Below are 24,407 nucleotides of genomic sequence, written 5' to 3' on the forward strand. Positions count from 1 at the left end.
CCTCAGTACTCGCAGACGACGTTGAGCAGCGCCTGCCGGCCCTCGGCCAGCGCCGCCAGGGCGCGGCGCAGGGCGGAGGGCAGCTCGGCGGCCTGCTCGACGCGCTCACCATGGCCGCCGCTGGCCTCGGCGAGCTTCTCGAAGGCGGGGGAGGGGCCAAGCTCGGCCAGGATGCGCCCGCCGTCACGCGCCGCCAGCCCGTCGCGGTACATGGCGAGGGTGGAATTGCGCACCGCGCCGTAGAGCGCGTTGTTGAACACCACGGTCAGCACCGGCAGGCCATGCGCCTGCGCCACCCAGTGGCAGGCGGTCGGGTTGGCGAAGACATAGGCGCCGTCGCCCAGCGTGGCGACGACGGTGCGCTCCGGGGCCGCCAGCTTGGCGCCCAGCGCGGCACCGAAGCCCCAGCCGAGGCCCCCGGCCGGGCTCAGCCCGAAATAGGTGCCGGGCCTGCGGCGCAGGCAGTGCTCCTGCCGCAGCGGGTATTCGTTGACGATGATGGCCTCGTCATCCACCGCCTCGGCGATGCAGCGGCTGATCCATTCCGGGGTGATGGCGCCCTCGGGCGGGCGGGCTGGGGCGCGGGCGGCCTCGCGCCGGGCGGCACGCGCGGTGAGCGCCGCCCGGCGGGCATCGAGCCGCGCCGGCTCCGGCGCCGCGGCCTCCAGCGCCGCGATCAGGCCGCGCAGCCCGGCGCCCACCTCGGCGGTGATGGCGAGGTCCATGCGGAAGCTGCGCATGGGGTAGCGCTGGAAGGCCGGGTCCTCGCCCAGATGCACCACACGGCAGGTCTCGGGTGGCGCTTCCTGGTGCGGGATCCAGGGCACATCGCATTCCACCACCAGCACGAGGTCGGCCTCCTCCAGCAGCGGGCGCGGCTGGAAGCCGAAATGCATGGGATGGTCGCCGGGCAGGTTGGCGAAGCGGGGATGGAATTCCACGACGGGAATGGCGAAGCGTTCGGCCAGCTCGGCGAGGGCGGCGAAACCCTCCGCCCTGCGCCCGGCGCTGGCGGTGACGATCATCGGCCGCTCGGCGGCGGCGATCCAGCGCGCGGCCTCCGCCAGGGCGGTGGGGTCCGGGTGCGGCAGGCTGGGCGGGCGGCGGGTGCCGGCCTCCACGAGGGCGCTGCCAGCGGGGGCGGCCAGGATGTCGCGCGGCAGGGTGGCATAGACCGGGCCGCGCGGCGAGGTCATCGCCACCTGCGCGGCGCGCGCCACCAGGTCGGCGGCCTGCTCGGGCAGGCGCAGCTCGCCGTCCCATTTCACCGCCTCGCGCAGCATGCCGGCCTGGTCGAACATCTCCTGCGCCCAGTGGATGTAGCGCGTGCGGGCACCGTGCCGGCCACCCTCGGAATAGGGCGTCTTGCCGGCGAAGAGCAGCACCGGCGTCTGGTCGCGCCCGGCATCGAGCAGCGCGTTGATGGCATTGGCGGTGCCGACATTGACGTGCAGCATCACCGCCTGCGGCTGGCCGGTGACCATGTAGACGCCATGCGCCATGGCGACGGCGGCGTTCTCATGCGTCACCACCATCGGCTTCGGCACCGGGCGGTTGCTGCCGGCGGCGCGGGCGAAGGCCTCGGCGATGGGCGGGAAGTCGGTGCCGCCATTGGCGAAGAAGTAGCGCACGCCGCTGGCGGCAAGCTGCTGCAGGAAAAGGTCGGCGGCGCTCTGCGGAGTGCTGTCGGTGACGGCGTTCATGCCCGTTTCCTCGGTTGTTGCCACGGGCGATGATCAGCCGCCGAGCTGCGCTGTCCAGCGCGCCGGATCGGTCCGTTGCAGCACCGCGCCGAGCTCGATCTCGCGCTCCCCCGGCACGGCGATGCGGGTGAAGCGCATGGGCGGCGCGTCGAGCGGCACGGTGGCGTCCAGCCCCATCTTGGCGCCCAGCCCGTCCCGGGTGGAGGGGTCAAGCTTGGAGCCCTGCGCCTCGCGGATGACGACGAGGTCGCGATCGGCCTGGAAGCGCGTGGCGATGGCCCACTCGACCTCGCGCGGATCGTGGATGTCCACGTCCGTGTCCACCACCACCACCTGCTTGATGTCGTAGTGCCCGCCGAAGGCGCCCAGGATGACGTTCTTCGCCTCGCCCTCGCTGCGCTTGTCGAGCTGGACATGCAGGTGGTAGCGGCAGACGCCGCCCTTCGAGAGATGCACGTCCCGCACATGGGGGAAGGAGCGTTGCAGGTGGCTCAGCAGCGTCGCCTCGCGCGGGATGCCGCCGAGCAGCAGGTGCTCCAGCCCGCCGCCGACGATGGTGTGGAAGAGCGGGTTCCGCCGGTGGGTGACGGCCTCCACCTGGATGACGTGGCGCGGCGCGCGCTCGCCGTAGTATTGCGGGAACTCGCCGAAGGGGCCTTCCGGTTCGCGCGCCTCGCGCAGCACCCGCCCCTCGATGACGATCTCCGCCTCGGCCGGCACGCGCACGCGGTTGCTGCGGCAGCGCACGACGGGCAGCGGCGCACCGTGCAGCGCGCCGGCGATCTCCAGCTCGTCCTGGTCGAGCGGCGCGATGGCCTGGGAGGCCAGCAGCGTCAGCGGGTCCACCCCGATGGCGATGGCCACCTCCAGGTCGGCCTCCGCCTCCTCGGCCATCTGCAGATAGGCCATGGCGTGGCGCGGCAGCAGCAGCACGCCGAGCCGGTCCGGCCCGCTCACCTGCAGCCGGTGGATGGAAACGTTCTGCACGCCGGTGCGCGGGTTGCGCGCGATCAGCAGCCCGGCGGTGATGTAGGCGCCGCTGTCATGCTCGTTGTGCGTGGGGATCGGCAGCAGGGCCTGGAGGTCGATGCCGCTTGTATGCACCACCTGCTGGGCCGGCGCCTCCGAGGGCGAAACCTCGCGCCAGGGCAGGGGACTGGCGGCGGCGGCCTGGAAGCGCGCCAGCAGGGCCGAGGGGGCGACGCCCATCGCCTCCGCCATCCAGCCGCGGTCCGAGGTGAGGCCGGAGACGACACTGCCGGGATGGCCGTCCGGATGGGGAAAGAGGCTGGCCTGCCGCCCGTCCAGCCGGTTGGCGATGCCTGCCAGCTCGAAGCGCAGTGCCCGGCCGGGCTCGGCGATGGCGAGGCGGCCGCTCCGCGCCAGCCGGTCGATCCAGTCGCGCAGGCTGCGGCATGGGGCCGTGACGGGCGCCTCGCTGGCGGACATCGGGGTCTCCTCCTCCACGGCCACTGCGCTTCGGCCTTGACCCGGAGCCTAGGAGGGCGCGTTATCATGGAGAAATATGGATTCCTGATAGGGCGATCACCAACCGAGATGACCCCGCCGAGCAAGAGCCTCGATGCCAGCATGGACCTGCGGCAGCTCGAATGCTTCCTCTGCCTCTACGAGGAAGGCTCGGTGACGCGCGCGGCCCGCCGGCTCAACATCGTGCAGCCGGCGCTCTCCATGCGCATCGCCCGGCTGGAGACGGAGCTGGACCAGAAGCTTTTCGAGCGCAGCCCCCAGGGGATGCGCCCGACGCCGGACGGGCATCGCGCCTACGAGCTTTTCGCCCCCGTGCTGGCCAGCTTCCGCGAGGCGCAGAGCAAGCTGGCGCGGCGCGGGCCAGGCGGCACCGGACGGCTGGCGGCAGGCTTCGTCTCCACCGCGGCGGACAGCGTGCTGGCCTCCTCCATGGCGCGCTTCATCGCCCGCTTCCCGGATGCCGAGATCACCGCCTTCGAGGGCTACAGCACCCTGCTCTATGACTGGGTGCGCGCCGGGCTGCTCGACTTCGCCGTGGTCAACGATATCGCCGAGGATCCCGAGCTGCAGAGCCTGCCGCTGATCGACGAGCCCTTCCTGCTGATCGGCGCCGCCGGCACCGCGCTCGGCGAGGGGCCGCTGCCGCCGCACGCGCTGCAGGAGCTGCGCCTGGTGCTGCCGACCAAGCGGCACGGGCTGCGCGTCACCATCGACCGCGCGCTGGAACGGGAGAAGCTCGGCCTCGCCATCCGCCTGGAGGTGGACGCGCTGGGCGCCATCGGCCAGCTGGTGGCGGAGCCGGGCTGGTTCACCCTGCTGCCGGCCACCGCATTGAGCGAAGGGCTGCGCGCCGGCCGGCTGCGCTCCTGGCGGGTGGCGATGCCCGGGCTGCGGCGGCGGCTGGTCTGCGCCTATGGCGTGCGCCGCCCGCTGCGGCCGGCCGGGCATCGCTTCATCGAGCTGCTGCGCGAGGAATTGCAGAATCTCGCAAAACATCTGGTGCCGGGTGAAGCGGCGTCGCCCAAGGGAGGAGAGACCCATCCATGAGCGCTGAAGATGGCCTGCCGACGGGCCTGCGGGAGCAACTGCGCGCGCGGCTCGGCCCCAAAGGCATGGTGGAGGAGGCGGGCGACATCGTGCCGCATCTCAGCGACTGGCGCGGGCTCTATCATGGCCGGACGCCCTGCGTGCTGCGCCCGGCCAGCACGGTGGAACTCGCCGCGGCGGTGGCGCTGTGCCATGCGGCAGGCGTGCCGATGGTGCCGCAGGGCGGCAACACCTCCATGTCCGGCGGCTCGGTGCCCGATGCCTCGGGCCGGCAGGTGGTGGTCTCGCTGGCGCGGATGAACCGGCTGCGCGCGCTCGACCCGGTGGACATGACCATGACCGTGGAGGCCGGCATGGTGGTGCGCACCGTGCAGGACCTCGCGGTGGAGGCCGGCTGCCAGTTCCCGCTGGCCTTTGGCGGCGACGGCACGGCGATGGTGGGCGGCATGCTCTCCACCAATGCCGGCGGCAATACCACCGTGCGCTACGGCAATGCGCGCGAGCTGACGCTGGGCCTGGAGGTGGTGCTGCCGGACGGCCGGGTGATCGATGCGCTGCGCCGGCTGCGCAAGGACAACACGGGCTACGCGCTGCGCCAGCTCTTCATCGGCGCCGAGGGTACGCTCGGCTTCATCACCGCCGCCGTGCTGCGCCTCTTCCCGCCAGTGCGCGACAAGGCGCTGGCGCTCTGCGCCGTCGAGGCACCGGAGGCGGCGCTCGCCCTGTTCCGCCGCTTCCGCGACCGCGACGAGACGGCCTTGCGCGCCTTTGAATACATCAGCGGCTCCGCCATGCGGCTGGTGCTGGAACGGATCGAGGGCACCAGCCTGCCGCTCGCGGGCCCTGCGCCGCACTACGTGCTGATCGATCTCGCCGCATCCCACCCGCAGGCCGGGCTGCGCGGGTTTCTGGAAGCCGTGCTGGAGGAGGCGCTGGACGCCGGCGAGGTGACGGATGCGGTGGTCGCCGAGAGCGAGGCGCAGCGCCAGGCGATCTGGCGCCTGCGCGAAGAGACGCCGGAGGCGCAGCGTCGCGCCGGCGCCAGCATCAAGAGCGACGTCTCCGTGCCCGTCTCCCGCGTGCCGGAGCTGATCCGCCGCTGCTTCGAGGCCATGCCGGCCATCGTGCCGGGTGCCGAGCCGGTGGCCATCGGCCATCTCGGCGACGGCAACATCCACATGAACCTGCAGCAGCCCCCGCATCTCTCGGCCGAGGCCTTCATGGCGCATGCGGAGGCGGTGATGAATGCGGTGAACGAGATCACCGGCTCACTGGGCGGTTCCTTCTCCGCGGAGCATGGTGTCGGCCGCATCAAGGTGAAGACGATGGCGAAGTGGCGCGGCGGCGCCGAGCTGGAGACAATGCGGCGCATCCGCGCGGCGCTCGACCCGGAGGGGCTGATGAACCCCGACGTGCTCTTCCCGCCGGCCACAGGGCATCGCGCTCCCTGATAAGCTTGATCATGCCTCACGATTTGCCGTGATGGACCGTCGCCGATAGCGTCACCGCCACAACGACAAGGCCTGCTGCCCTGGGTTCCGGCGGGGCCGAGGGGACAGCGTCCGCCATCGCAGGAGGCAGGCGGCGCGCATTCGCGCGAGGCATGCGCGCCGATGCATGCCATCCCCCCAGCCCGGCCGGCGCCGCCCGGTGACGCCGCGCGTGGCGCACCGGAACCCCGGCCGGCCGCAAGGGAGGATGCGCATGATTTCTCGCCGGCTCGTCACCACAGGCCTGCTCGCGGCGCCACTCATCGGCCGTGCGCGGGCGGCGGAACGTTTCCCCAGCCGCTCGATCCGCTTCGTCTGCGGCTATCTGCCCGGCGGTACCACCGACATCATCTGCCGCATCGTCGCAGAGCGTCTGGGGCCGATCATGGGGCAGAATATCGTGGTGGAGAACCGCACCGGCGCCTCCGGCCTGATCGGCGCCGAGGCGGTGGCGAGGTCGGCGCCCGACGGCTACACGGTGTTCCAGAACTCCCTGGCCATGCAGACCATCATGCCGCAGCTGCCCGGCCAGGTGATGACCATCGACACCACCAAGGAGCTGTTCCCGCTCGCCAACCTCGGCGGCGTCTACAACACGCTCGTGGTGTCCTCGAAGGCGCCCTTCAAGGATGTGCCGGCGCTGATCGCTCATGCGAAGAAGCATCCGGGCCAGCTCACCTTCGGATCCGCCGGCATCGGCACCACGCACCACCTGGCGGGCGAGTTGTTCATGCATCTCGCGGGCGTGGAGATGCTGCATGTGCCCTACCGCGGTGGGCCCGCCGCCATCCTCGACATCACCGGCGGGCGCTGCGACATGATGTTCGGCAACCTGCCCGAGTTGATCGGCTTCATCCGCGAGGGTGCGCTGAAGCCGCTGGCCTTCGGTTCGATGCGCGCCAGCCCGCTCTTTCCGGACGTGCCGCTGATGTCCAGCTACCTGCCGGAATTCCAGTTCTCCAACTGGTTTGGCATGGCCGGCCCACAGGGGATGCCGCCGGAGGTTGTCTCCGCCTGGAGCAAGGCGCTGCTGGCGCTCGCCAAGGACGAGGAACTGGACCGGCGCTTCACCGAGAGCGGGATCGAGAACCTGATCGGTACGCGCGAAGCCTTCCAGGCGACGATCCGGAAGGACTGGGAGCGCTGGGGTGAACTCATTCGCAACGCCAAGATCCAGGCGGGATGAGAAAGAGCGGGGGGAAGGCGTTCCCCCCGAGCTACCCATCTTTTTCTGCTTGTGGGGGGAGGAACGGGAGACGCGGCGCGCCGTCAGGCGACGGGCGGCGGCAATTCCTGCGGGCTGGGCGGCGCCAGCGGCGGCACGTCGGGACCCGGCGCGGGGCTCGGAATGCCCGGCTCGGGCGGCGGGATGTCAGGGCCGGGCGGGCGCGGCTGTGGGATGTCCGGCCCTGGGCCGGGCATCGGCCCCCCCGGGTTGGGGGGGGTGATGTCGGGCCCCGGCGGGCGCGGCTGCGGAATGTCCGGCCCCGGTTCGGGCGGGCGGGGCGTTGGAGGCTGCGGCCGCGGCGGCCCCGGCGGCGCCGTGGGGTCCTGCGCGAGCGGTGCCGGGCTTTGTCGGATCATGGCGTGGCTTCCTTTCGATGAGGCGGACCCGGCGTCAGCGGATGAAGCGGTCCGGAAACCGCAGCCGGGCGGGCCCGTGAATGGACATCGCGTTAGCGCGGCTGCACGCGGGGGTCGCCGCCCGGCGAGCCAGGCGGCGGAATCACCGGCGTGGTGTTCGGTTGCGGGTCCGGCGCGGGCACATGGATCTGCGGATCAATCCCGGGCGGCGGCGGGATGACGCTGTCGCCCTGCGGGCCGGGGCCGCTGCGCGGCGGCTCGATGCGTTCCGGAATGGTCGGGCCAGGAGTGTTGGGGGGCGCAGCGGGCTGCGCCGCCGCGCCGCCGGCGAGCAGCGCCATCGTCAAGCCTCCGAGAAAGCCGCGGATCTGTCTCATGCCGGATGCACCATCCCGTTCGTCTCCTGTTGCACCGCAGCCTCGCGCCTGAGCGGCGCGGCGCGCGATCCGGAGGAAAGGAAAAACGCCTTGCGGTGCGGGGCGGTTGCAGGCGAGGGCAGCCCCCGGGGGCGTACACAGGGCGGAGAGGGTGGATTGCGAGGGTGAAGGCATACTAGTATACAAGTAGCCAAATAACCCTGTCCCGGAGGAAACGTGCCCCCAGTCTCCGCCGAGCTGCGCCTGCACCGTCGCGCCCCGATCGGGCGCGAGTTGTACGGCATGCTGCGCCGGCAGATCCTGACGGGGGTGCTGCGCCCCGGCGAATCCATCCCCGAGGCCACCCTGGCGGAGCGTGCCGGCGTCAGCCGCACCCCGGTGCGCGAAGTGCTGCGCCGCTTGGCTGATGAGGGCTTCGTCACCATCATCCCGCAGGTCGGCACCTATGTGGCGCCGATCCGTCTCGCCGCCGTCTACGACAGCCAATTCATCCGTGAGACGCTGGAATGTCGCACCATCCGTCTCGCCGCCGAGAACCTGACGGAGGCGGATGCGGCGGTGCTGCGCACCAACCTTGCGGCGCAGCAGGCCAGCCTGGAGGCCGGCGAGTCCGATGCCTTCTTCGATCAGGACGACGCGCTGCACGCCTGCCTCGTGCGCATCGCCGGGCGACCGGCCATCTGGGAGGTGATCCAGGGCGTCAAGTCACAGCTCGACCGCGTTCGCTACCTTTCCCTGCAGAGCGGCGACTGGCCGCCGGTTCTGGTCGAGGAGCACGCCACGCTGGTCGGCCACGTGCTGGCGGGGGATGCGGAGGGAGCCGAGGCGGCGATGCGCGCGCATCTGCGCACCGTCTTTGCCACCATCGAGCGGATCAGCCGCGTCAACGCCGATTTCTTCGAAAAGCCCGCGCCATGACGCGCATGCAGGCCGCCAGGCGCGGCTGAAGCCTGAAATCACACCCCGGAGCTGGAACGAGAGCATGGTCGCCATTGCGGTGAAAACGCCACATGTCCTGGAGCTGTTCGAGGCCGGGCCGGCCGCGCCGAAGGCGGGCGAGGTCGTCGTGCGTGTCGAGCGCGCCGGGATCTGCGGCTCCGACCTGCACATCTACCACGGCACCAATCCCTTCGCGAAATATCCCCGCATCATCGGCCATGAATTCGCCGGCACGGTGGAGGCGGTGGGCGAGGGTGTGAATGACCTCGCCGCCGGTGACCATGTGGTGGTGGACCCGGTGGTGAGCTGCGGCCACTGCTATCCCTGCCGCGTCGGCCGGCCGAACGTGTGCAGCAACCTTGAAGTTTTCGGCGTGCACCGTGATGGCGGCTTCCGTGACCGGCTCTCCGTACCCAGTCTCAATGCGGTGAAGGTGCGCTCGGACCTGCCCTTTGCGCTGGCCGCGCTGGCCGAACCCTTCTCGATCGCCGCCAATGTTCTCTCCCGCACTGGCATCGAGGCGCATGACACCGTGCTGGTCTATGGCGCCGGCCCGATCGGGCTGACCGTGCTGCAGGTGGCGAAGTTGCATGGCGCGCGCTGCATCGTCGCCGACATTGATGACGCGCGGCTGGAACGCGCCCGCGGTTTCGGCGCCGACGTGGTGGTGAACTCGCGCAGCACGCCGGTGCCGCAGGCGGTGGCGGGCGAGACCGACGGCCTCGGCCCGACCCTGGTGATCGACGCCGCCGGCGTGCCGGCGCTGCTGGAGGAGGCCTGCCGCCTCGCCAGCCCCGCCGGCCGCATCGGCCTGCTCGGCTTCTCGCCCGAGCCCTGCAACATCAGCCAGCAGGAGATCGTGAAGAAGGAGCTGACCCTGGTGGGCTCGCGCCTGAACCGCAAGCTGCTGCCGCAGGTCGTGCAGTGGCTGGAGAGCGGGCAGCTGCGCCCCGAGGCCATGATCACCCAGACCTTCGCCGCCGCCGACGCGCGGGAGGCCTTTGACCTCATCGAGAAGGACCCCGGCCGCACCGTGAAGGTGCAGCTGGCCTTCGGCGGCTGAACCGAACCCGAGGAGGAACCAGAACCATGACCATCATCACCCGCCGCGGCGCCACCCAGGGCCTCGCCGCCATCCTGGCGCTGGGCGCCGCGCCGCCGGTGCTCGCGCAGTCCAAGACCGTGCTGAAGCTCGGCCACCTCGCGAACGAGGACAACACCTGGCACAAGGCCAGCCTGAAGTTCGCCGAGGAGGTCGTGAAGCGAACCAACGGCGCCATCGAGATCCGCGTCTTCCCGAACGAGCAGCTTGGCAAGGAAACCGACCTGATCAAGGGCATCCAGCTCGGCACGGTGGATTTCACCATCACCGGTGAGTCGCTGCAGAACTGGGCGCCCTCCGCCGCGCTGCTGGCCGTGCCCTATGCGGTGAAGGACGTCGCGCATCTCGACAAGGTGGTACAGGGCAAGGTCGGCGAGGCCATTGCCGGCAATATCGAGGACAAGACCCGGCTGCGCACGCTCTGCTACTTCGCCCGGGGCCCGCGCAACCTCACGGCCAACCGCGTGATCGCCAAGCCGGAGGAGCTGAACGGGCTGAAGCTGCGCGTGCCGAACGTGCCGCTCTTCGTGAAGTTCTGGGACACGCTCGGCGCCAAGCCGACGCCGATGGCCTTCTCCGAGGTCTTCACCTCGTTGCAGAACCACACCATCGACGCGCAGGAGAACCCGCTGGCGCTGATCAAGTCGGCGAGCTTCTACGAGGTGCAGAGCGTGCTGAACCGCACCGAGCACGTGGTGAGCTGGATCTATCTGGTCGGCGGCAGCCGCAAGCTCGGCCGCCTGCCGGAGGCGCAGCAGAAGGCGATTGCCGAGGCGGCGAAGCTGGCGCAGGAGTATGAGCGCGAGCTGTTCCTGGCCGATGAGAAGAAGCTGGCCGAGGAACTGCAGGCGAAGGGCATGAAGTTCGCCGAGGTGGACAAGGAGGCCTATGCGGCGAAGGGCCGCCCGGCGGTGGCCGCGGCGCTCCCCGACGAGGTCCGCCCGCTCTACGAGCAGATCCTGGCCACGGCCTGATCCGCCGGCCCGGGGGCGCGCTTCGGCCGTCCCCGCCTTCCGCCCGCGGGGTGGCAGCAGTTCGAGGACAACACAATGCGCGCTCTCATCGGGGCGGTGCTGCTGGCGGTGCGGACGGTGTGCCGCATCGGCACGCTGACCGCCTTTGCCGTTCTGGTCGGCGTCGTCGTCGTCCAGGTGCTGGGCCGCGTGCCCGGCGTGCCCACCGTTCCCTGGACGGAGGAGGTCGCGCGCTTCGCGCTGGTCTACCTCGTGGGCTTCTCCTGCGGCCTCGCGGTGCTGCGCGGCGAGATGGTCAATGTGGACCTCTTCGTCGCACCGCTGCCGCCGCGCGGGCGCCGGGTGGCCGAGCGGCTGTCGGACATCGTCGTCCTCGGCTTCTCGCTGGCCATCCTGCCCGGCGCCTGGGACTATGTGGCCTTCAGCGCCGGCGAGCGGGCGCGCTCGCTGGATGTGCCGATGCTGCCGGTCTACGCGGTGATGCTGCTGATCCCGGGCGCGCTCGCCTTCTTCTCCTTGGTGCGCCTGCTCGGCTTCGGCCAGCAGGGCTCGCCTGCGCATGGTGAGACCACCTGATGCTTGTCGGTCTGCTCTTCGGGACCTTCGCGGTCTGCCTCATCCTGGGCGTGCCGGTCGGCATCGCGCTCGCCCTCGCCTCCACGGCCTATCTCTATGCCGCCGATATCGACCTCTCGGTGGTGGCGCAGTTCACCTATGCCGGAATGGACAGCTTCGTGCTGCTCTGCATCCCTGGCTTCGTGCTGGCCGGCAACCTGATGAACGGCGGCGGCATCACCGATCAGATCGTGCGCTTCGGCAACTCCCTGGTCGGCCATGTTCGCGGCGGGCTCGGCCTCGCCAACGTCACGGGTTCGATGATCTTCGCCGGCATCTCCGGCACGGCCGTCGCCGAGACCGCCTCGATCGGCGCGGTGATGATCCCGGCGATGCGCAAGTCCGGCTATGACGCGCCCTTCGCCGCGGCGGTGACTGCGGCGGCCTCCACGGTCGGCCCGATCATCCCGCCCTCGGTGCCGATGATCATCGTCGGCACGCTGACCGGCCTCTCGGTCGGCAAGATGTTCCTGGCCGGTGCCGTGCCCGGGCTGCTGCTCGGCGCCGGCATGATGCTCACGGTCTATCTCCTCTCGCGCAGGCGGGGCTACCCGAAAGGCACCTGGCAGGGCTTCGGCGAGGTGCTGCGCTCCTCCCGTGCCGCCTTCTGGGCGCTGCTGATGACGGCGCTGATCCTCTACGGCATCGTCGGTGGCGTCTTCACCCCCACCGAAGCCTCGATCGTCGCCGCGATCTATGCCTTTGTGGTGGGCCTCTTCGTCTACAAGGGCTTCGGCCTGCGCGACCTGCCGGGCATCGTGCTGGAGAGCGCCATCGGCTCCGGCGCGCTGATCCTGCTGGTCGGCTTCGCCAACGTCTTCGGCTGGATCCTGACCAGCGAGCAGATCCCGCAGGCCATCGCCCAGGCCATGCTGTCGGTCACCGACAACAAGTACCTGATCCTGCTGATGGTCAACGTGCTGCTGCTGATCGTCGGCACCTTCATGGAGACGATCGCGGCGCTGATCATCCTCTTCCCGCCGCTGCTGGCGGTGGCGCAGGCGGTGGGCATCGATCCCATCCACTTCGCCATCGTCGTTGTGCTGAATCTGATGATCGGCCTGACCACGCCGCCGGTGGGCGTCTGCCTCTTCGTCGCGGCCAACATCGCCAACGTGCCGCTCGGCGCCATCAGCCGCGCCATCGTGCCCTTCCTGATCTGCAACCTGCTGGTGCTGGCGCTGGTCTCCTACGTGCCCTGGATCTCCCTGTGGCTGCCCAGCCTGTATTTCAACTGAGCGGAGGCCCGAGATGAGCGAAACCCTGCCCCGCCTCGCCCCCGGGCGCCTCGCCGCCCTGCCGGCGGACGTCGCCCGCCCCGGCTACGACCGCGCCGCGCTGCGGCCGCGCATCGTCCATCTCGGCCTCGGCGCCTTCTTCCGCGCGCATGGCGCCCACTACACCGAGGACGTGCTGCAGAAGTCCGGTGGGGACTGGGGCGTGGTCGGCGTCAGCCTGCAGCGGCCGGACCAGCGCGACCGGCTGGCGCCGCAGGGCGGCCTCTACACCACCATCAGCCGTGACGCTTCGGGTGATGCTGCGCGCGTCGTCGGCTGCGTGCTGGAGGTGCTGGTGGCGCCGGAGGATCCGCAGGTCGTCCTGGCACGCATGGCCGCGCCGGAGGCGGCCGTGGTCAGCCTGACCATCACCGAAAAGGGCTATTGCCACGACCCGGCGAGCGGGCGGCTGAACCGCGAGCACCCGGACATCCGCCACGACCTCGCGCAGCCCCAGGCCCCGCGCTCGGCGGTGGGCTTCCTGGTCGAGGCGCTGCGGCTGCGGCGCGAGCGCGGGCTGCGCCCCTTCACCGTGCTCTGCTGCGACAACCTGCCGCAGAACGGCCGCCTGCTGGCCGGGCTGGTGCGCGACTTCGCCGCCGCGCAGGATGCGGATCTGGCGGCCTGGATCGCCGCCGAGGTGCAGTTCCCCTGCAGCATGGTGGACCGCATCGTGCCCGCCATGGTGCCGGAGGATCTGGAGGCGGCATCCCGCGCCATCGGCTGTTACGATGCTGCCCCGGTGGTGCACGAGCCGTTCCGGCAATGGGTGATCGAGGACCGCTTCGTGGACGGGCTGCGCCCGCGCTGGGAGGGGGTGGGCGCACAGCTCGTCGCCGAGGTCGAGCCCTTCGAGCACATGAAGCTGCGCCTGCTGAACGGCGCGCATTCGGCACTGGCCTATCTCGGCTACCTCGCCGGGCACGAGACCATCGTGGACACCGTCTCCGACCCGGCCTTCCGCGCTTTCGTGCAGCGGCTCTGGGCGGAGGAGATCATCCCCGAGGTGCCGCCGCCACCCGGCGTGGACCTCGCCGCCTATGCCGCCGAGCTGCTGGAGCGCTTCAGCAACCCGGCGATCCGCCACCGCACCTGGCAGATCGCCATGGACGGCTCGCAGAAGCTGCCGCAGCGCCTGCTTGGCACGCTGCGCGAGCGGCTGGCGCAGGGCCGCCCCATCCCGCTGCTGGCGCTGACCGTGGCGGGCTGGGTCCGTTATGTCGGCGGTGTGGACGAACGCGGCAACGCGATCGACGTGCGCGACCCCCTTGCGGCGAAGCTGAGCGCGGCGCTGGACACGGCCGGCGCGGACCCGGCGGCGCGGGTGCGTGCGGCGCTCGGCTTCACCGCCATCTTCGGCGACGACCTGCCGCGCAATGCGGCCTTCGTGCAGGCCGTCACCACCGCTTATGCCCGGCTGCTGACGGATGGCGCGCGCCAGCCTCGCCGCCTGACCGCCCCGACTTTCGATCCTGCGGAGAGCACCATGGAAGAAACCTGGCGTTGGTTCGGCCCCGACGACCGCGTCACCCTGCCGCATATCCGGCAGACGGGTGCGCGCGGCATTGTCAACGCCCTGCACCAGATCCCCTACGGCGTCGTCTGGAGCGAGGAGGAGATCCGCGCCCGGCAGGCGATCATCACCGCCGACCCTTCGCTCGGCCTGTACTGGCGCGTGGTGGAAAGCCTGCCGGTGCACGAGGCGATCCGCCGTGGCAAGGGCGACCTGGAGCCGCTGTTCGAGAACTACCGCATCTCGCTGCGCAACCTCGCGGCCTGCGGCATCAGGACGGTCTGCTACAACTTCATGCCGGTGCTGGACTGGACGCGCACGGAGCTTGCGCACCCCTTGCCCGGCGGCGCCACCTCGCTCCGCTTCAACTACCATGAGTATGTCGCGCTTGACGTCTTCATGCTGCGGCGGAAGGGCGCCGAGGACGGCGTGCCGGAGACTGTGCTGGCGCGCGCCAGGGCCTGGTACGATGCCGCCTCGGAGAGCGACAAGGCGAAGCTGCTGGCCAACGTCATGGCCGGCCTGCCCGGCGCCTATGACCGCTATGATATCCCCGGCCTGCGCGCCATCCTGGAGAGCTACGGCGAGACCCCGCCCGAGGCGCTGCGCGAGAACCTGGCGCGCTTTCTGCGCGCGGTGATCCCGGCCGCCGAGGAAGCCGGCGTGCGGATGTGCATCCACCCGGATGATCCGCCGCGCCCGCTCTTCGGCCTGCCGCGCGTCGTCTCCACGGAGGAGGACATCGCCGCCGTCTTCGCGATGGTGAACTCTCCCTCCAATGGCCTGACGCTTTGCACCGGTTCGCTCGGCGCTGGGCCGGCCAACGACCTGCCGCGCATCGCCCGCCGCTTCGCCGACCGCATCTGGTTCGCCCATCTGCGCAACGTGGCGAAGGAACCCGACGGCTCCTTCATGGAAGCCGAGCACCTCAGCGGGGATACGGATATGGTGGCCGTCGTGCAGATCCTCCTGGAGGAGCAGCAGCGCCGCAAGCAGGCCGGCAGCGACGAGTGGCGCATTCCCTTCCGGCCGGACCATGGGCACGAGATCGCCTATGACATTGGCCAGGGCACCTTCCCGGGCTATCCGCTGATCGGCCGCCTGCGCGGGCTGGCCGAGATCCGCGGCGTCATGGCCGCCCTGGCGAAGGTGAAGGGTCTGCCGCTGTAGGAAAAAGCCCCGACCGACAATCTTCTTTTTGCCGGCTCGCGCTGCACGGGCTGTCCGCCTGGGAAACCCGAAGCGGAAAGGTGGGAGGCCGGGGAATTCATTCCCCTCCCACCTTGGCACCTGACGAAACCCGCTCGGGGGCCTGGCTGAGGCATGGCAAAGCCTCTTGCCCCTGCCACCCGGCCCACTCCGGCACCGGGCTCCGGGCGATGCTCTGCGCGCGGGCTTTCAGCACCTCAACAAAGCCGGCCCGCCCCTTCCGTCGGACTGCTTGTGCGGACCTGCGCTCAGGGCTCCCGGGCAGGCGGAAGCGCGGCTGCCAGCAGGATCTGGCCGGCACGCTCCAGGGAACTGGCCGCCTCCTCGTTGCCGAGATAGGCCGCCGAGGCGGAGGCACCCTCCATCAGCAGGAGGACCGAGTCGCCCAGCTTCTCCGGTTCCGCTGCGCCAGCCTCGGCGCAGATCTGCCGGATGAAGTCCCGCACCTTCCGCTTGTGCGCGTCAGCGACCTTGCGGGCGGGGTGCTCGGGATCCGGGAATTCGGCGATGGCGAGGCCCAGGGCGCAGCCGCGGAAACCCGGCCTGCGCAGTCCGGCGGCGGCACGCGCCAGGAAGGCGGCGGGCCGCTCGCGTGGCGGCAGCTCGGCGGCCTTCGCCTGCTCGTACCAGCAGGCCATCTCCTGGCAGTCGTCCCGCAGGATGGAGGCGACCAGCGCATCCTTCGAAGGGAAGGCCCGGTACAGGCCGATCTTCGTCGTGCCGGCCACCCGGCACAGTTCCTCAACGCCCGTCGCCCGGATGCCCTGCCGATAGAACAGATCCTTCGCCACCTCGCGCAGACGCTGGGCCACGGGGCGACGCGGCGTGGTGGTCGGGGCATCGCTCACGATCGGGTCTCCTTCTGCTCGCCGGAATACAGCCTCTGGTGAAGGCCCTTGCAATGATACCGACCGGTTCGTATCAATGGTACGAACCGGTCGGTATCATCCGGCCTCTGGAGATTGGTCATGCCGACCCTGAAGCGCAAGACCCTTGCCCCCCTGGCCCTTTCCCTCATCCTCCCCATCCTGCCGCTGCAGGCGCAGCCCGCCCCGCCCGCCGTGACCGTCGCCGAGCCCCTGCGGCGCCACATCACGGAATGGGAGGAGCACATCGCCCGCCTGGAGCCTTCCGCCCGGGTGGAGCTGCGCGCCCGCATCTCCGGCCAGGTGGACCAGGTGCATTTCCAGGACGGGCAGATCGTCCGCGCGGGCGATCTGCTCTTCACCATCGATCCCCGCCCCTTCGACATCGCCATCGACAGTGCCCGGGCCGAGCTGGCGCGCGCCGAGGCCCGGCTTGAGCTGGCCCGGCAGGAGATCGACCGGACCGCCTCGCTGGTGCGCGACCGCTACGCGCCCCAGGCCCAGCTCGACACCCGCCGCGCCGCGCAGCGGGATGCCGAGGCCGGGATCGCCGATGCGCGCGCGAAGCTGCGCCAGGCCGAGCTGGAGCGGAGCTGGGCCGAGATTCGCGCGCCGCAATCCGGCCGCGTCTCCGACCGCCGGGTGGATCCGGGCAACCTCGTGCAGGCCGGCGCCACGCTGCTGACCACCATCGTGGCGCTGGACCCGATCTATGCCAGCTTCGACATGAGCGAGGCCGACTATCTCCGCCTCACCCGCAGCGGCGCGGTACGCCAGGGAGCCGGGGAGGACGATCCCGCCGTGCAGCTGCGCCTGGCCGATGAGACGGGCTGGGGTCGCCGCGGGCGGCTGGACTTCGTGGACACCGGCATCGATGCCCGCTCCGGCACCATCCGGGCCCGCGCCATGCTTGCCAACCCGGACCTGTTCCTGACGCCCGGCGTCTTTGCCCGCCTGCGCCTGCGAACCGGCGAGGGAGAGGTGCTGATGGTGCCCGATGCCGCCATCGCCGCCGACCAGGCGAGGCGGGTGGTGATGACCGTCGCCGCGGACGGCACGGTGGTCGCCAAACCCGTGGTGCTCGGCCCCGTGGTGGAAGGGCTGCGCGTGGTGCGCGACGGGCTGGAGCAGCGGGACCAGGTGATCATCGCCGGCCTGCATCTCGCGCGGCCGGGCAGCCGGGTCACGGCGGAGGCGGAGCCTTTGCCGTCACCGGCCCGCCTCGCAGAGACGCGCTGAAGGAGGGCCGCGCCATGCGCTTCGCCCAGTTCTTCATCTCGAGGCCGGTCTTCGCCTCGGTCATCTCCATCGCCATCGTGCTGATCGGCGCCATCGCCGGGTTCCGTCTGCCGATCAGCGAATATCCGGAGATCGCGCCGCCCACCGTCACCATCGCCGCGAGCTATCCCGGCGCCTCCGCCGCCGTGATCGCTGAAACCGTCGCCGCGCCGATCGAGCAGGAGATCAATGGCGTGGAGGGCATGCTCTACGTCTCCTCCCAGGCCACCGGCGACGGGCGGCTGACGGTCAACGTCGTGTTCCGCCAGGGCACCGATGTCGATCAGGCGCAGGTTCTCGTGCAGAACCGCATGGCGGTGGCCGAGCCGCGCCTGCCGGAGGAGGTGCGGCGCCTCGGCATCACCGTGCGCAAGGCCTCGCCGGACATCATGATGGTGATCCACCTCACCTCGCCCGATGGCTCGCGCGACGAGCAGTACATCTCCAACTACGCCATGCTGAACGTGAAGGACCGCCTCGCGCGGCTGGATGGCGTGGGCGACGTGCAGGTCTTCGGCGCGCGCGACTACGCCATGCGGATCTGGCTCGATCCCGACAGGGTCGCGGCGCGCGGGCTGACGCCGGGCGAGGTGGTGGAGGCACTGCGCCGCGCCAATGTGCAGGTGGCGGCGGGCGGGCTGAACCAGCCGCCCACCGGCGCCGGGAGCGGCGCCTTCCAGATCAACATCCAGGCACTCGGCCGGCTGCGCAGCGTGGAGGAGTTCTCCGACATCGTCGTGGCCACCGGCGAGGGCGGCGCGCCGCTGCGCCTGCGTGACATCGCCAGGGTGGAGCTGGGCGCCCAGGACTACACGCTCAGCGCCTATCTCGACACCGACAAGGCGATCGCCATCCCGGTCTTTCAGCGCCCGGGCTCCAATGCCCTCGACACCGCCAGGCGGCTGCGCGCCACGCTGGAGGAGCTGAAGCGCGACTTCCCGCCGGGGCTGGCCTACCACACGGTCTATGACACCACGCAGTTCATCGAGCAGTCGATGGAGGCGGTAGTCCACACCTTCGTCGAGGCGATCATCCTCGTGGTGCTGGTGGTGATCCTCTTCCTGCAGTCCTGGCGCGCCTCGATCATTCCGCTGGCGGCCATCCCGGTCTCCATCATCGGCACGCTGGCGCTGATGGGCGCGCTCGGCATCTCGCTGAACAGCCTCTCGATGTTCGGCCTGATCCTGGCCATCGGCATCGTGGTGGACGACGCCATCGTGGTGGTGGAGAACGTGGAGCGGCACATGGCCAACGGGCTCGACCCCGTGACCGCCACGCGCCGCACCATGGACGAGGTGGGCTTCGCGCTGCTGGCCATCGCGCTCGTGCTCTGCGCGGTCTTCGTGCCCACGGCCTTCATCGAGGGGCTGTCCGGCGCCTTCTACCGGCAGTTCGCCGTGACCATCGCGGTGGCGACGCTGCTCTCCGCGCTGGTTTCGCTCACCCTTTCCCCCGCGCTGGCGGCGCTGCTGCTGCGGCCGCACGGCCATGCGCCCGCGACGGGCTGGCGGGCCTGGATCGGGGCGCCTTTCGGCCTGTTCTTCCGCGGCTTCAACCGGCTCTTCGACCGGCTCTCCATCGGCTACGGCGCGCTGACGCGGCGGCTGGTGCGGCTCTCCGCGCTGCTGCTCGTCCTCTATGCCGGGCTCCTGGCCTTCACCGGCTACACGGTGGGGACCACGCCCACGGGGCTGATCCCGCCGCTGGACCGCGGCTATCTCATCGCCGCCTTCCAGCTTCCGCCCGGCGCGGCGCTGGCGCGGACCGATGCGGTGATCCGCCAGGCGTCGCGTGACGTGATGGCGGTGCCGGGCGTGTCGCATGCCGTGGCATTCACCGGCTTCGACGGCGCCACCTTCACCAATGCGCCGAACTCCGGCGTGATCTTTGTCACGCTGAAATCCTTCGAGGAACGCGAGGCGGAGCATCTGAGCTTCGCCGGCATCACCCAGGCGGTGCAGGCGAAGCTGATGCAGCAGCGCGATGCCCTCGCCCTGGTCATTCCGCCGCCTTCCGTGCCCGGCATCGGTACCGGCGGTGGTTTCAAGCTCTATGTCCAGGATCGTGCGGACCGCGGCCCACGGGCGCTGGAGGAGGTGACGAACCGCGTGGTCGCCGCCGCCAACCAGCGGCCCGAGATCGCCATGGCCTTCACCCTGTTCAACACCGCCACGCCAACGCTGCGGGCCGAGGTGGACCGGACCAAGGCCGAAATGCTGGGCGTGCCCCTCTCCCGCGTATCGGAGGCGCTCTCGGTCTATCTCGGCTCCGCCTTCGTCAACGACTTCAACATTCTCGGCCGAACCTACCGCGTCACGGCCCAGGCGGAGGAAGCCCAGCGCCTGACGCCGCGCGACGTCGCCCTGCTGCGGACGAGGAATGATAGCGGCGCCATGGTGCCGATCGGCTCCCTCGCCACGCTGGAGGAGGACACGGCCGCCTATCGCGTGCCGCGCTACAATCTCTATCCCGCGGCGGAGATTCAGGGCGCGGCGCGGCCGGGTGTCTCGACCGGGCAGGCCATCGCGGCCATGCAGCAGGTGCTGGCGCGGGAACTGCCGCCGGGCTTCGGCTTCGAGTGGACGGAGATCGCCCTGCAGGAGACGACGCAGGGCAACACCGCCCCGATTGCCTTCGGCCTGGCTGTGGTCTTCGTCATTCTCCTCCTGGCAGCACTCTATGAGAGCTGGCTGCTGCCTCTGGCGGTCGTGCTGATCGCGCCGATGTCGGTGCTGGCGGCCATGGCGGGCGTGACCTGGCGGGGCCTCGACAACAACGTGCTGGTGCAGGTCGGGCTGGTGGTGCTGATCGGCCTGGCGGCGAAGAACGCCATCCTGATCGTCGAGTTCGCCCGCGCGGCGGAGGCGGAAGGAATGAGCCGCTGGCAGGCGGCCGAGGCCGCGGCGCGCACCCGGCTGCGGCCGATCCTCATGACCTCGCTGGCCTTCATCCTGGGTGTGCTGCCGCTGGCGGTGGCAACCGGTGCGGGGGCGGAGATGCGGCAGAGCCTGGGCACCGCCGTCTTTGCGGGCATGCTTGGCGTCACCGCCTTCGGCCTGATCTTCACGCCGGTCTTCTACGTGGTCGCGCGCGCCATGGCCCGGCGCCAGCGCCACGAGCAGGCGGTTGTCCCGCTCTCGGAACCCGCGGCATAGCGGCCGGGGACGGTATGCCGCCCACCGCATCGGTGCTTGCGGAGGAAGGCGAGCACCGCGGTATTGAAGATCTCCGGCTGCTCCATCGGCACGGAGTGGCCGGCATCGGCGATGGTGAGCCACTCAGTCTGCGGCAGGCGCCGCACCCAGCGCCGCATCAGGGCGGGTGGCGCGAGCAGATCGGCGCTGGCGGCGATCGCCAGGGGTTCCCTCCTGCAAAGGCTGGGGGAACAGAGTTCCCCCAGGCCCCCTTACCTTTTGCAAGGTCTCGGGCACGCCCGTCGGTGTGCCCTCCGTGGCGGCTGCACGGACGGAAAAAAGAAGGGGTGGGCGCTGTGGAAGCGGTCGGCCATCCGCAGGGCCATGCGGCCGCCGGAGAAGGAAACGCCGGTGCACATGCTGCGATGCGTCAGCAGCACGTCGTCCGGCGTGCAGCAAGGTGCGGCGGGGCCCTGCGCGGCCGCGAGAAGGCCTCCCCAGCCTGGCCTTTGCGGCACGCCGGCACCTGCCTGCAGCGGAAAAGGGAGACCTTCACCATGCCCAGATAGTCATTAGGGCGCGGGTCCGGGTTGCCGGCCTGATCGATGCCATCCCTGCCCGCAATCTCGTGATCCTCAGATCGCGTGCCCAGAAGATGCCGGCAAAGCGCCATAGCTTCCGAAGCTCTTGCTGCGCCGCACAATCTCGTTGCACTGCCGCTTTGCAAACTCTAAACCGCAGGAATGCTGCACTGCAGCAACTTGGCGTCGGTCCTGGCGCCGAGCGGATTTTCGGGAGGGAATTGTGATGATGTCGACCCAAATCACGGCCTGGCAGCCGACGGCTGAAGCCATGTCCAAGACAACCCATGCTGTCACCGAGTTGGGCCGAGGCAACCTCGAGGCTCTGACGCGGTCTACCCAGGCCTATGTGACCGGCATGCAGGACCTCAACCGCCTTTATGTCACGGCGGTCCAGGGTCTGATGCAGCAGGCTGTGGAGAGCACCAAAGCCTTTGCCGCTGCGAAGACCCCGCAGGATGTTCTGGCCGTCCAGGCGGAGCTTACCCGCGCTTCCATCGGGCGCATCCTTAGTGAGGGTACGAAGCTGCAGCAGGCGGCCCAGAAGATGGCTGAGCAGATTTCTGCTCCGCTGACGCAGCGGGCGGCAGCGGCTGTCGAGCAGCGCAAGCTCGCGCAAGCGGCGTGAACGTCGGTGGCGCAGGGTGATACAACCCCTCGCCACAATGAGCGGCCGGGCTGAAGCGCCCCATCATCCCGGCCGTGCCGCGACCCGCGGGTTACTCACCCGCCACGCCGCACTTGGCGAGACGCGAGAACCTGACGGTCAGCCGAGCTTGCTCTGTCGGACACCAACGCCAAAGCATGGAGCAACAGAATGGGTCGCCTGCTCGTGGTCTCGTTCCAGCAGTACCGGACCTACCACCTCGAACTTCGAGACGCTGGCGGCGCGCAATGCGCCGTGATCATCCACCCGCCGGCTGGCAGAGGCGATGCGCACGCGGTTCCGCCGGGTCCAAAAGGCGTGGGGTTGGTGGAACTGATTGGCCGGGCCAAGGGGATGATCGACGGGATCCTCGGTCCCCGCCCGCCGCCCCGCGCCTTCGGGCAGCGCTACCAGCAGATTTCTCAGGGCTCGCGCCAGACCTGACGGCTGCGGCTGGAAGTAAGTTCAGCCGGCATCGTCAAGTTGTTGTTGCTGAGGACGGCGGGTGGCGTGCAGGAGGACGGAGGCGAGAAAAAGGTTAGGCCACGGCGGCGCAAGCCGTGGTCTCGGCCCAGGTCTCAAATGCGTGCATCCTGGCTCCAGGCAGCCTGCAGATGCGGAAAGGCTTCGAAGCCGCGCGGCATCCGCCTCGGTGTAGATCCCGAGCGCACGGCCTCGATCGCCTCCACGCTCTGGAGAAGGGCGCACATTTCATAGGGCTTCCGGAGATACCCGAGGGCGATGCCCTGCGCCTGGCGAGCGGCCAGCATCTCGCCACTTGCGAAGATCGCGACCAGCCCCCAGCGGGAGAACAACTCCCGCGCCACCTCGATCCCGGAGCTGCCATCCTGCAGATTGATGTCCAGAATAGCCAAGTCAGGGGTATGCGCCCGACACAGATCCAGCGCCACACTTGCAGTGGCGGCAGGTCCTATGACCGTGTGCCCTGCATCCTCCAGGTGCTCAACCATAAGTGAAGATATTAGGCAATCATCTTCAGCGATCAGGATCTGCATGGATTCCGACTCCTCCGTTTCTCCCCAGAACCGAAAAAGACAGGAGTCGTTCTGTGTCGCAATGCTCGAATTATTGTGAGTAACCACAACCTCTGATAGCGGCACTGCTCCCGCCGCCCTGCCGGCTCCCCGATCCCGGAAGAGTGCAACTGGGCCTCTCAGGCCGGCAGCCGGACCACAGCTGATTTCGCCCCCCACCGCGACGCTTGAGAGCACCAATTGGCGTCGCCATCGGGCGCGTCGTGTCAGGCCGGGATGGTGCATGACGGGGGCTCAACCCGGTCCAACAAACCGTCGCCAAAGATGGGTCCCACCACCCGGAGCGGGTCTGCCCCGAATGAGGCATCCTGGTGGGAACACCATGTTCCGCCGGATACGAGCGACGCCGCGGATCGCGGCCTTTGCCCGGCTCACCCCCCCCCGCTCCACTGGCAGTTGGAATGGCGACGGCACTGACCCAGGGCGCCTCATGCGAGGTGAGCAAGGCTCGGCCAGTGGCTCGGCAGTCCGTCGCAGCTGGTGCGCAGGATCCCGCTTCGGCCGAGGCTCAGGGCAGCCCGGATTGGCACGAATGGCGCTCCGCTCCTGAAGGAGAGGAGTGCGCCTTGCTCCGTCCTGCCCTGTCCTCGTGGCCCGGATCAGTTGATCTGAAGCAGGCCGGCTTCCGGGCCCTTGGGGCCCTGCACCACTTGCATCCGGACGGTCTGGCCTTCCTGGAGCGCGGAGAGGCCAGCCCGCTCCAGGGCCGTCGCATGGACGAAGACGTCCTTGCTGCCGTCCTGTGGGCTGATGAAGCCGAACCCCTTGTCGGGATTGTACCACTTCACGGTGCCCATCATCTCAACCGCAGAACTCAGATCGACGGACCGCCGCGCTTCCCGCGGCCGGGCCGGCCGGGTGCGGAACGCATCGCGCTGCGGCGCCGCTGGGCCGGCCGTGCTCTCGTCCACGGATAGGACCTGATCGACTTGTCGCCCTTTCTGTCCCTGCCCCACCCGCACCTGCATCGTCGCACCGGGGCTGACGGCCTGGATGCCGGAAGCCTGCAGGGTGTTGGCGTGGAGAAAGGCGTCACCCGATCCATCGGCCAGCTCGACGAAGCCGAAGCCTTTCTCGGCATTGTACCACTTCACCGTGGCCGCAAGCTCAGGCGCGGCAAACCCGCCGCCGAAGCTTGGCAGGGAGGGGAAGCTCGGGCGACCGGAGTAATCGTCATCATCGAAGCCTCGGCGGCGGGAAGGTCGCTGACGGTCGTTCCTGGGAGGTGACACGGGAGGCACTTTCAGCTGTTGAAAGGAAACGCGGGTATCGCCTCACTATAGCCCATCTGCCTGGCCACATCGATGCCGGTGGACTGGTGTCGAGGTCGTGTCCCGGGTGGTGGTGTAGGAGAGCCAGCACGGGGTGCGTAGCGAAGCCCCCTGGCTGAGCGGAGAGCGGAGCGCCCCGTGGACTTGCTTCGGTTTATTGGAGGGGCGTTGGATCAGTTTGCGGCCATCTTCTCGAACAGGGCCGGGCTTGTGAAGTCGGGCGCGGAGTGGCGCCGGACGGGGTTGTAGAAACCATCG

20 protein-coding genes are annotated in these 24,407 nt (G+C 69.9%); 13 read left to right on the forward strand and 7 right to left on the reverse strand.

Annotation, left to right across the window (positions count from 1 at the left end; genetic code table 11):
• Window positions 1–2 precede the first annotated feature (2 nt).
• Both QMO56_RS24005 and QMO56_RS24010 read right to left on the reverse strand, forming a co-directional pair.
• Window positions 3–1,703 (reverse strand): thiamine pyrophosphate-requiring protein, encoded by a 1,701-nt coding sequence (locus tag QMO56_RS24005; protein WP_283529802.1) that lies wholly within the window; start codon window positions 1,701–1,703, stop codon window positions 3–5.
• 33 nt (window positions 1,704–1,736) lie between these two features.
• Window positions 1,737–3,152 carry a UbiD family decarboxylase gene (locus QMO56_RS24010; protein ID WP_283529803.1) on the reverse strand — a complete coding sequence of 472 codons (1,416 nt, stop codon included), beginning with the start codon at window positions 3,150–3,152 and terminating at the stop codon, window positions 1,737–1,739.
• Window positions 3,153–3,260: 108 nt separating this feature from the next.
• Between QMO56_RS24010 and QMO56_RS24015 the strand changes: the two genes are divergently transcribed.
• The 3 genes from QMO56_RS24015 to QMO56_RS24025 all read left to right on the forward strand — a co-directional run bounded on the left by QMO56_RS24015 (window position 3,261) and on the right by QMO56_RS24025 (window position 6,914).
• Window positions 3,261–4,238: a LysR family transcriptional regulator gene (locus tag QMO56_RS24015; protein ID WP_283529804.1), complete on the forward strand. Its 978-nt coding sequence runs from the start codon at window positions 3,261–3,263 to the stop codon at window positions 4,236–4,238.
• Entirely contained in the window at window positions 4,235–5,689 is a 1,455-nt protein-coding gene (locus tag QMO56_RS24020) for an FAD-binding oxidoreductase (RefSeq protein WP_283529805.1), read from the forward strand. The genes QMO56_RS24015 and QMO56_RS24020 overlap by 4 nt, the downstream gene beginning before the upstream one ends.
• 253 nt (window positions 5,690–5,942) lie before the next feature.
• Entirely contained in the window at window positions 5,943–6,914 is a 972-nt protein-coding gene (locus tag QMO56_RS24025; protein WP_283529806.1) for a tripartite tricarboxylate transporter substrate binding protein, read from the forward strand.
• Between the two features lie 83 nt (window positions 6,915–6,997).
• On the opposite strand, the gene QMO56_RS24030 is transcribed toward QMO56_RS24025, so the two are convergent.
• Both QMO56_RS24030 and QMO56_RS24035 read right to left on the reverse strand, forming a co-directional pair.
• Entirely contained in the window at window positions 6,998–7,312 is a 315-nt protein-coding gene (locus QMO56_RS24030; protein WP_283529808.1) for a hypothetical protein, read from the reverse strand.
• Window positions 7,313–7,404: 92 nt separating this feature from the next.
• A complete protein-coding gene (locus tag QMO56_RS24035; protein WP_283529809.1) occupies window positions 7,405–7,653 on the reverse strand; it encodes a hypothetical protein in 249 nt (82 codons plus the stop codon).
• A 252-nt stretch (window positions 7,654–7,905) separates the two neighbouring features.
• On the opposite strand from QMO56_RS24035, the gene QMO56_RS24040 reads away from it, so the two are divergent.
• The 6 genes from QMO56_RS24040 (at window position 7,906) to uxuA (ending at window position 15,279) form a co-directional block, all read left to right on the forward strand.
• Window positions 7,906–8,607, forward strand: a complete 702-nt coding sequence (locus QMO56_RS24040; RefSeq protein ID WP_283529810.1) for a GntR family transcriptional regulator — start codon at window positions 7,906–7,908, stop codon at window positions 8,605–8,607.
• 64 nt (window positions 8,608–8,671) lie between these two features.
• On the forward strand, window positions 8,672–9,691 hold the full coding sequence (locus QMO56_RS24045; RefSeq protein ID WP_283529811.1) for a Zn-dependent oxidoreductase: 1,020 nt from the start codon (window positions 8,672–8,674) through the stop codon (window positions 9,689–9,691).
• Between the two features lie 26 nt (window positions 9,692–9,717).
• Entirely contained in the window at window positions 9,718–10,704 is a 987-nt protein-coding gene (locus QMO56_RS24050) for a TRAP transporter substrate-binding protein (RefSeq protein WP_283529812.1), read from the forward strand.
• A gap of 75 nt (window positions 10,705–10,779) precedes the next feature.
• Window positions 10,780–11,280: a TRAP transporter small permease gene (locus QMO56_RS24055; RefSeq protein WP_283529813.1), complete on the forward strand. Its 501-nt coding sequence runs from the start codon at window positions 10,780–10,782 to the stop codon at window positions 11,278–11,280.
• On the forward strand, window positions 11,280–12,557 hold the full coding sequence (locus tag QMO56_RS24060; RefSeq protein ID WP_283529815.1) for a TRAP transporter large permease: 1,278 nt from the start codon (window positions 11,280–11,282) through the stop codon (window positions 12,555–12,557). The genes QMO56_RS24055 and QMO56_RS24060 overlap by 1 nt, the downstream gene beginning before the upstream one ends.
• Before the next feature lie 13 nt (window positions 12,558–12,570).
• Complete coding sequence (gene uxuA / locus QMO56_RS26945) at window positions 12,571–15,279, forward strand: mannonate dehydratase (RefSeq protein WP_349362383.1); 2,709 nt, start codon at window positions 12,571–12,573, stop codon at window positions 15,277–15,279.
• 287 nt (window positions 15,280–15,566) lie between these two features.
• Here uxuA and QMO56_RS24075 read toward each other — a convergent pair whose 3' ends face one another.
• Window positions 15,567–16,166, reverse strand: a complete 600-nt coding sequence (locus QMO56_RS24075) for a TetR/AcrR family transcriptional regulator (RefSeq protein ID WP_283529816.1) — start codon at window positions 16,164–16,166, stop codon at window positions 15,567–15,569.
• A gap of 120 nt (window positions 16,167–16,286) precedes the next feature.
• On the opposite strand from QMO56_RS24075, the gene QMO56_RS24080 reads away from it, so the two are divergent.
• The 4 genes from QMO56_RS24080 (at window position 16,287) to QMO56_RS24095 (ending at window position 22,267) form a co-directional block, all read left to right on the forward strand.
• A complete protein-coding gene (locus QMO56_RS24080; RefSeq protein ID WP_283529817.1) occupies window positions 16,287–17,423 on the forward strand; it encodes an efflux RND transporter periplasmic adaptor subunit in 1,137 nt (378 codons plus the stop codon).
• 14 nt (window positions 17,424–17,437) lie between these two features.
• Window positions 17,438–20,617: an efflux RND transporter permease subunit gene (locus QMO56_RS24085; protein ID WP_283529818.1), complete on the forward strand. Its 3,180-nt coding sequence runs from the start codon at window positions 17,438–17,440 to the stop codon at window positions 20,615–20,617.
• A 786-nt stretch (window positions 20,618–21,403) separates the two neighbouring features.
• Window positions 21,404–21,805, forward strand: coding sequence for a phasin family protein (locus QMO56_RS24090; protein WP_283529819.1), 402 nt, complete (start codon window positions 21,404–21,406; stop codon window positions 21,803–21,805).
• A 189-nt stretch (window positions 21,806–21,994) separates the two neighbouring features.
• Entirely contained in the window at window positions 21,995–22,267 is a 273-nt protein-coding gene (locus tag QMO56_RS24095; protein ID WP_283529820.1) for a hypothetical protein, read from the forward strand.
• 134 nt (window positions 22,268–22,401) lie between these two features.
• On the opposite strand, the gene QMO56_RS24100 is transcribed toward QMO56_RS24095, so the two are convergent.
• Both QMO56_RS24100 and QMO56_RS24105 read right to left on the reverse strand, forming a co-directional pair.
• On the reverse strand, window positions 22,402–22,839 hold the full coding sequence (locus QMO56_RS24100) for a response regulator (protein WP_283529821.1): 438 nt from the start codon (window positions 22,837–22,839) through the stop codon (window positions 22,402–22,404).
• Between the two features lie 638 nt (window positions 22,840–23,477).
• Window positions 23,478–24,110, reverse strand: a complete 633-nt coding sequence (locus QMO56_RS24105) for a cold-shock protein (RefSeq protein WP_283529822.1) — start codon at window positions 24,108–24,110, stop codon at window positions 23,478–23,480.
• Between the last annotated feature and the right edge of the window lie 297 nt (window positions 24,111–24,407).

The organism is Roseomonas sp. E05 (genome assembly GCF_030063475.1).
In the GTDB taxonomy this organism is placed as follows: Bacteria; Pseudomonadota; Alphaproteobacteria; order Acetobacterales; family Acetobacteraceae; genus Pseudoroseomonas.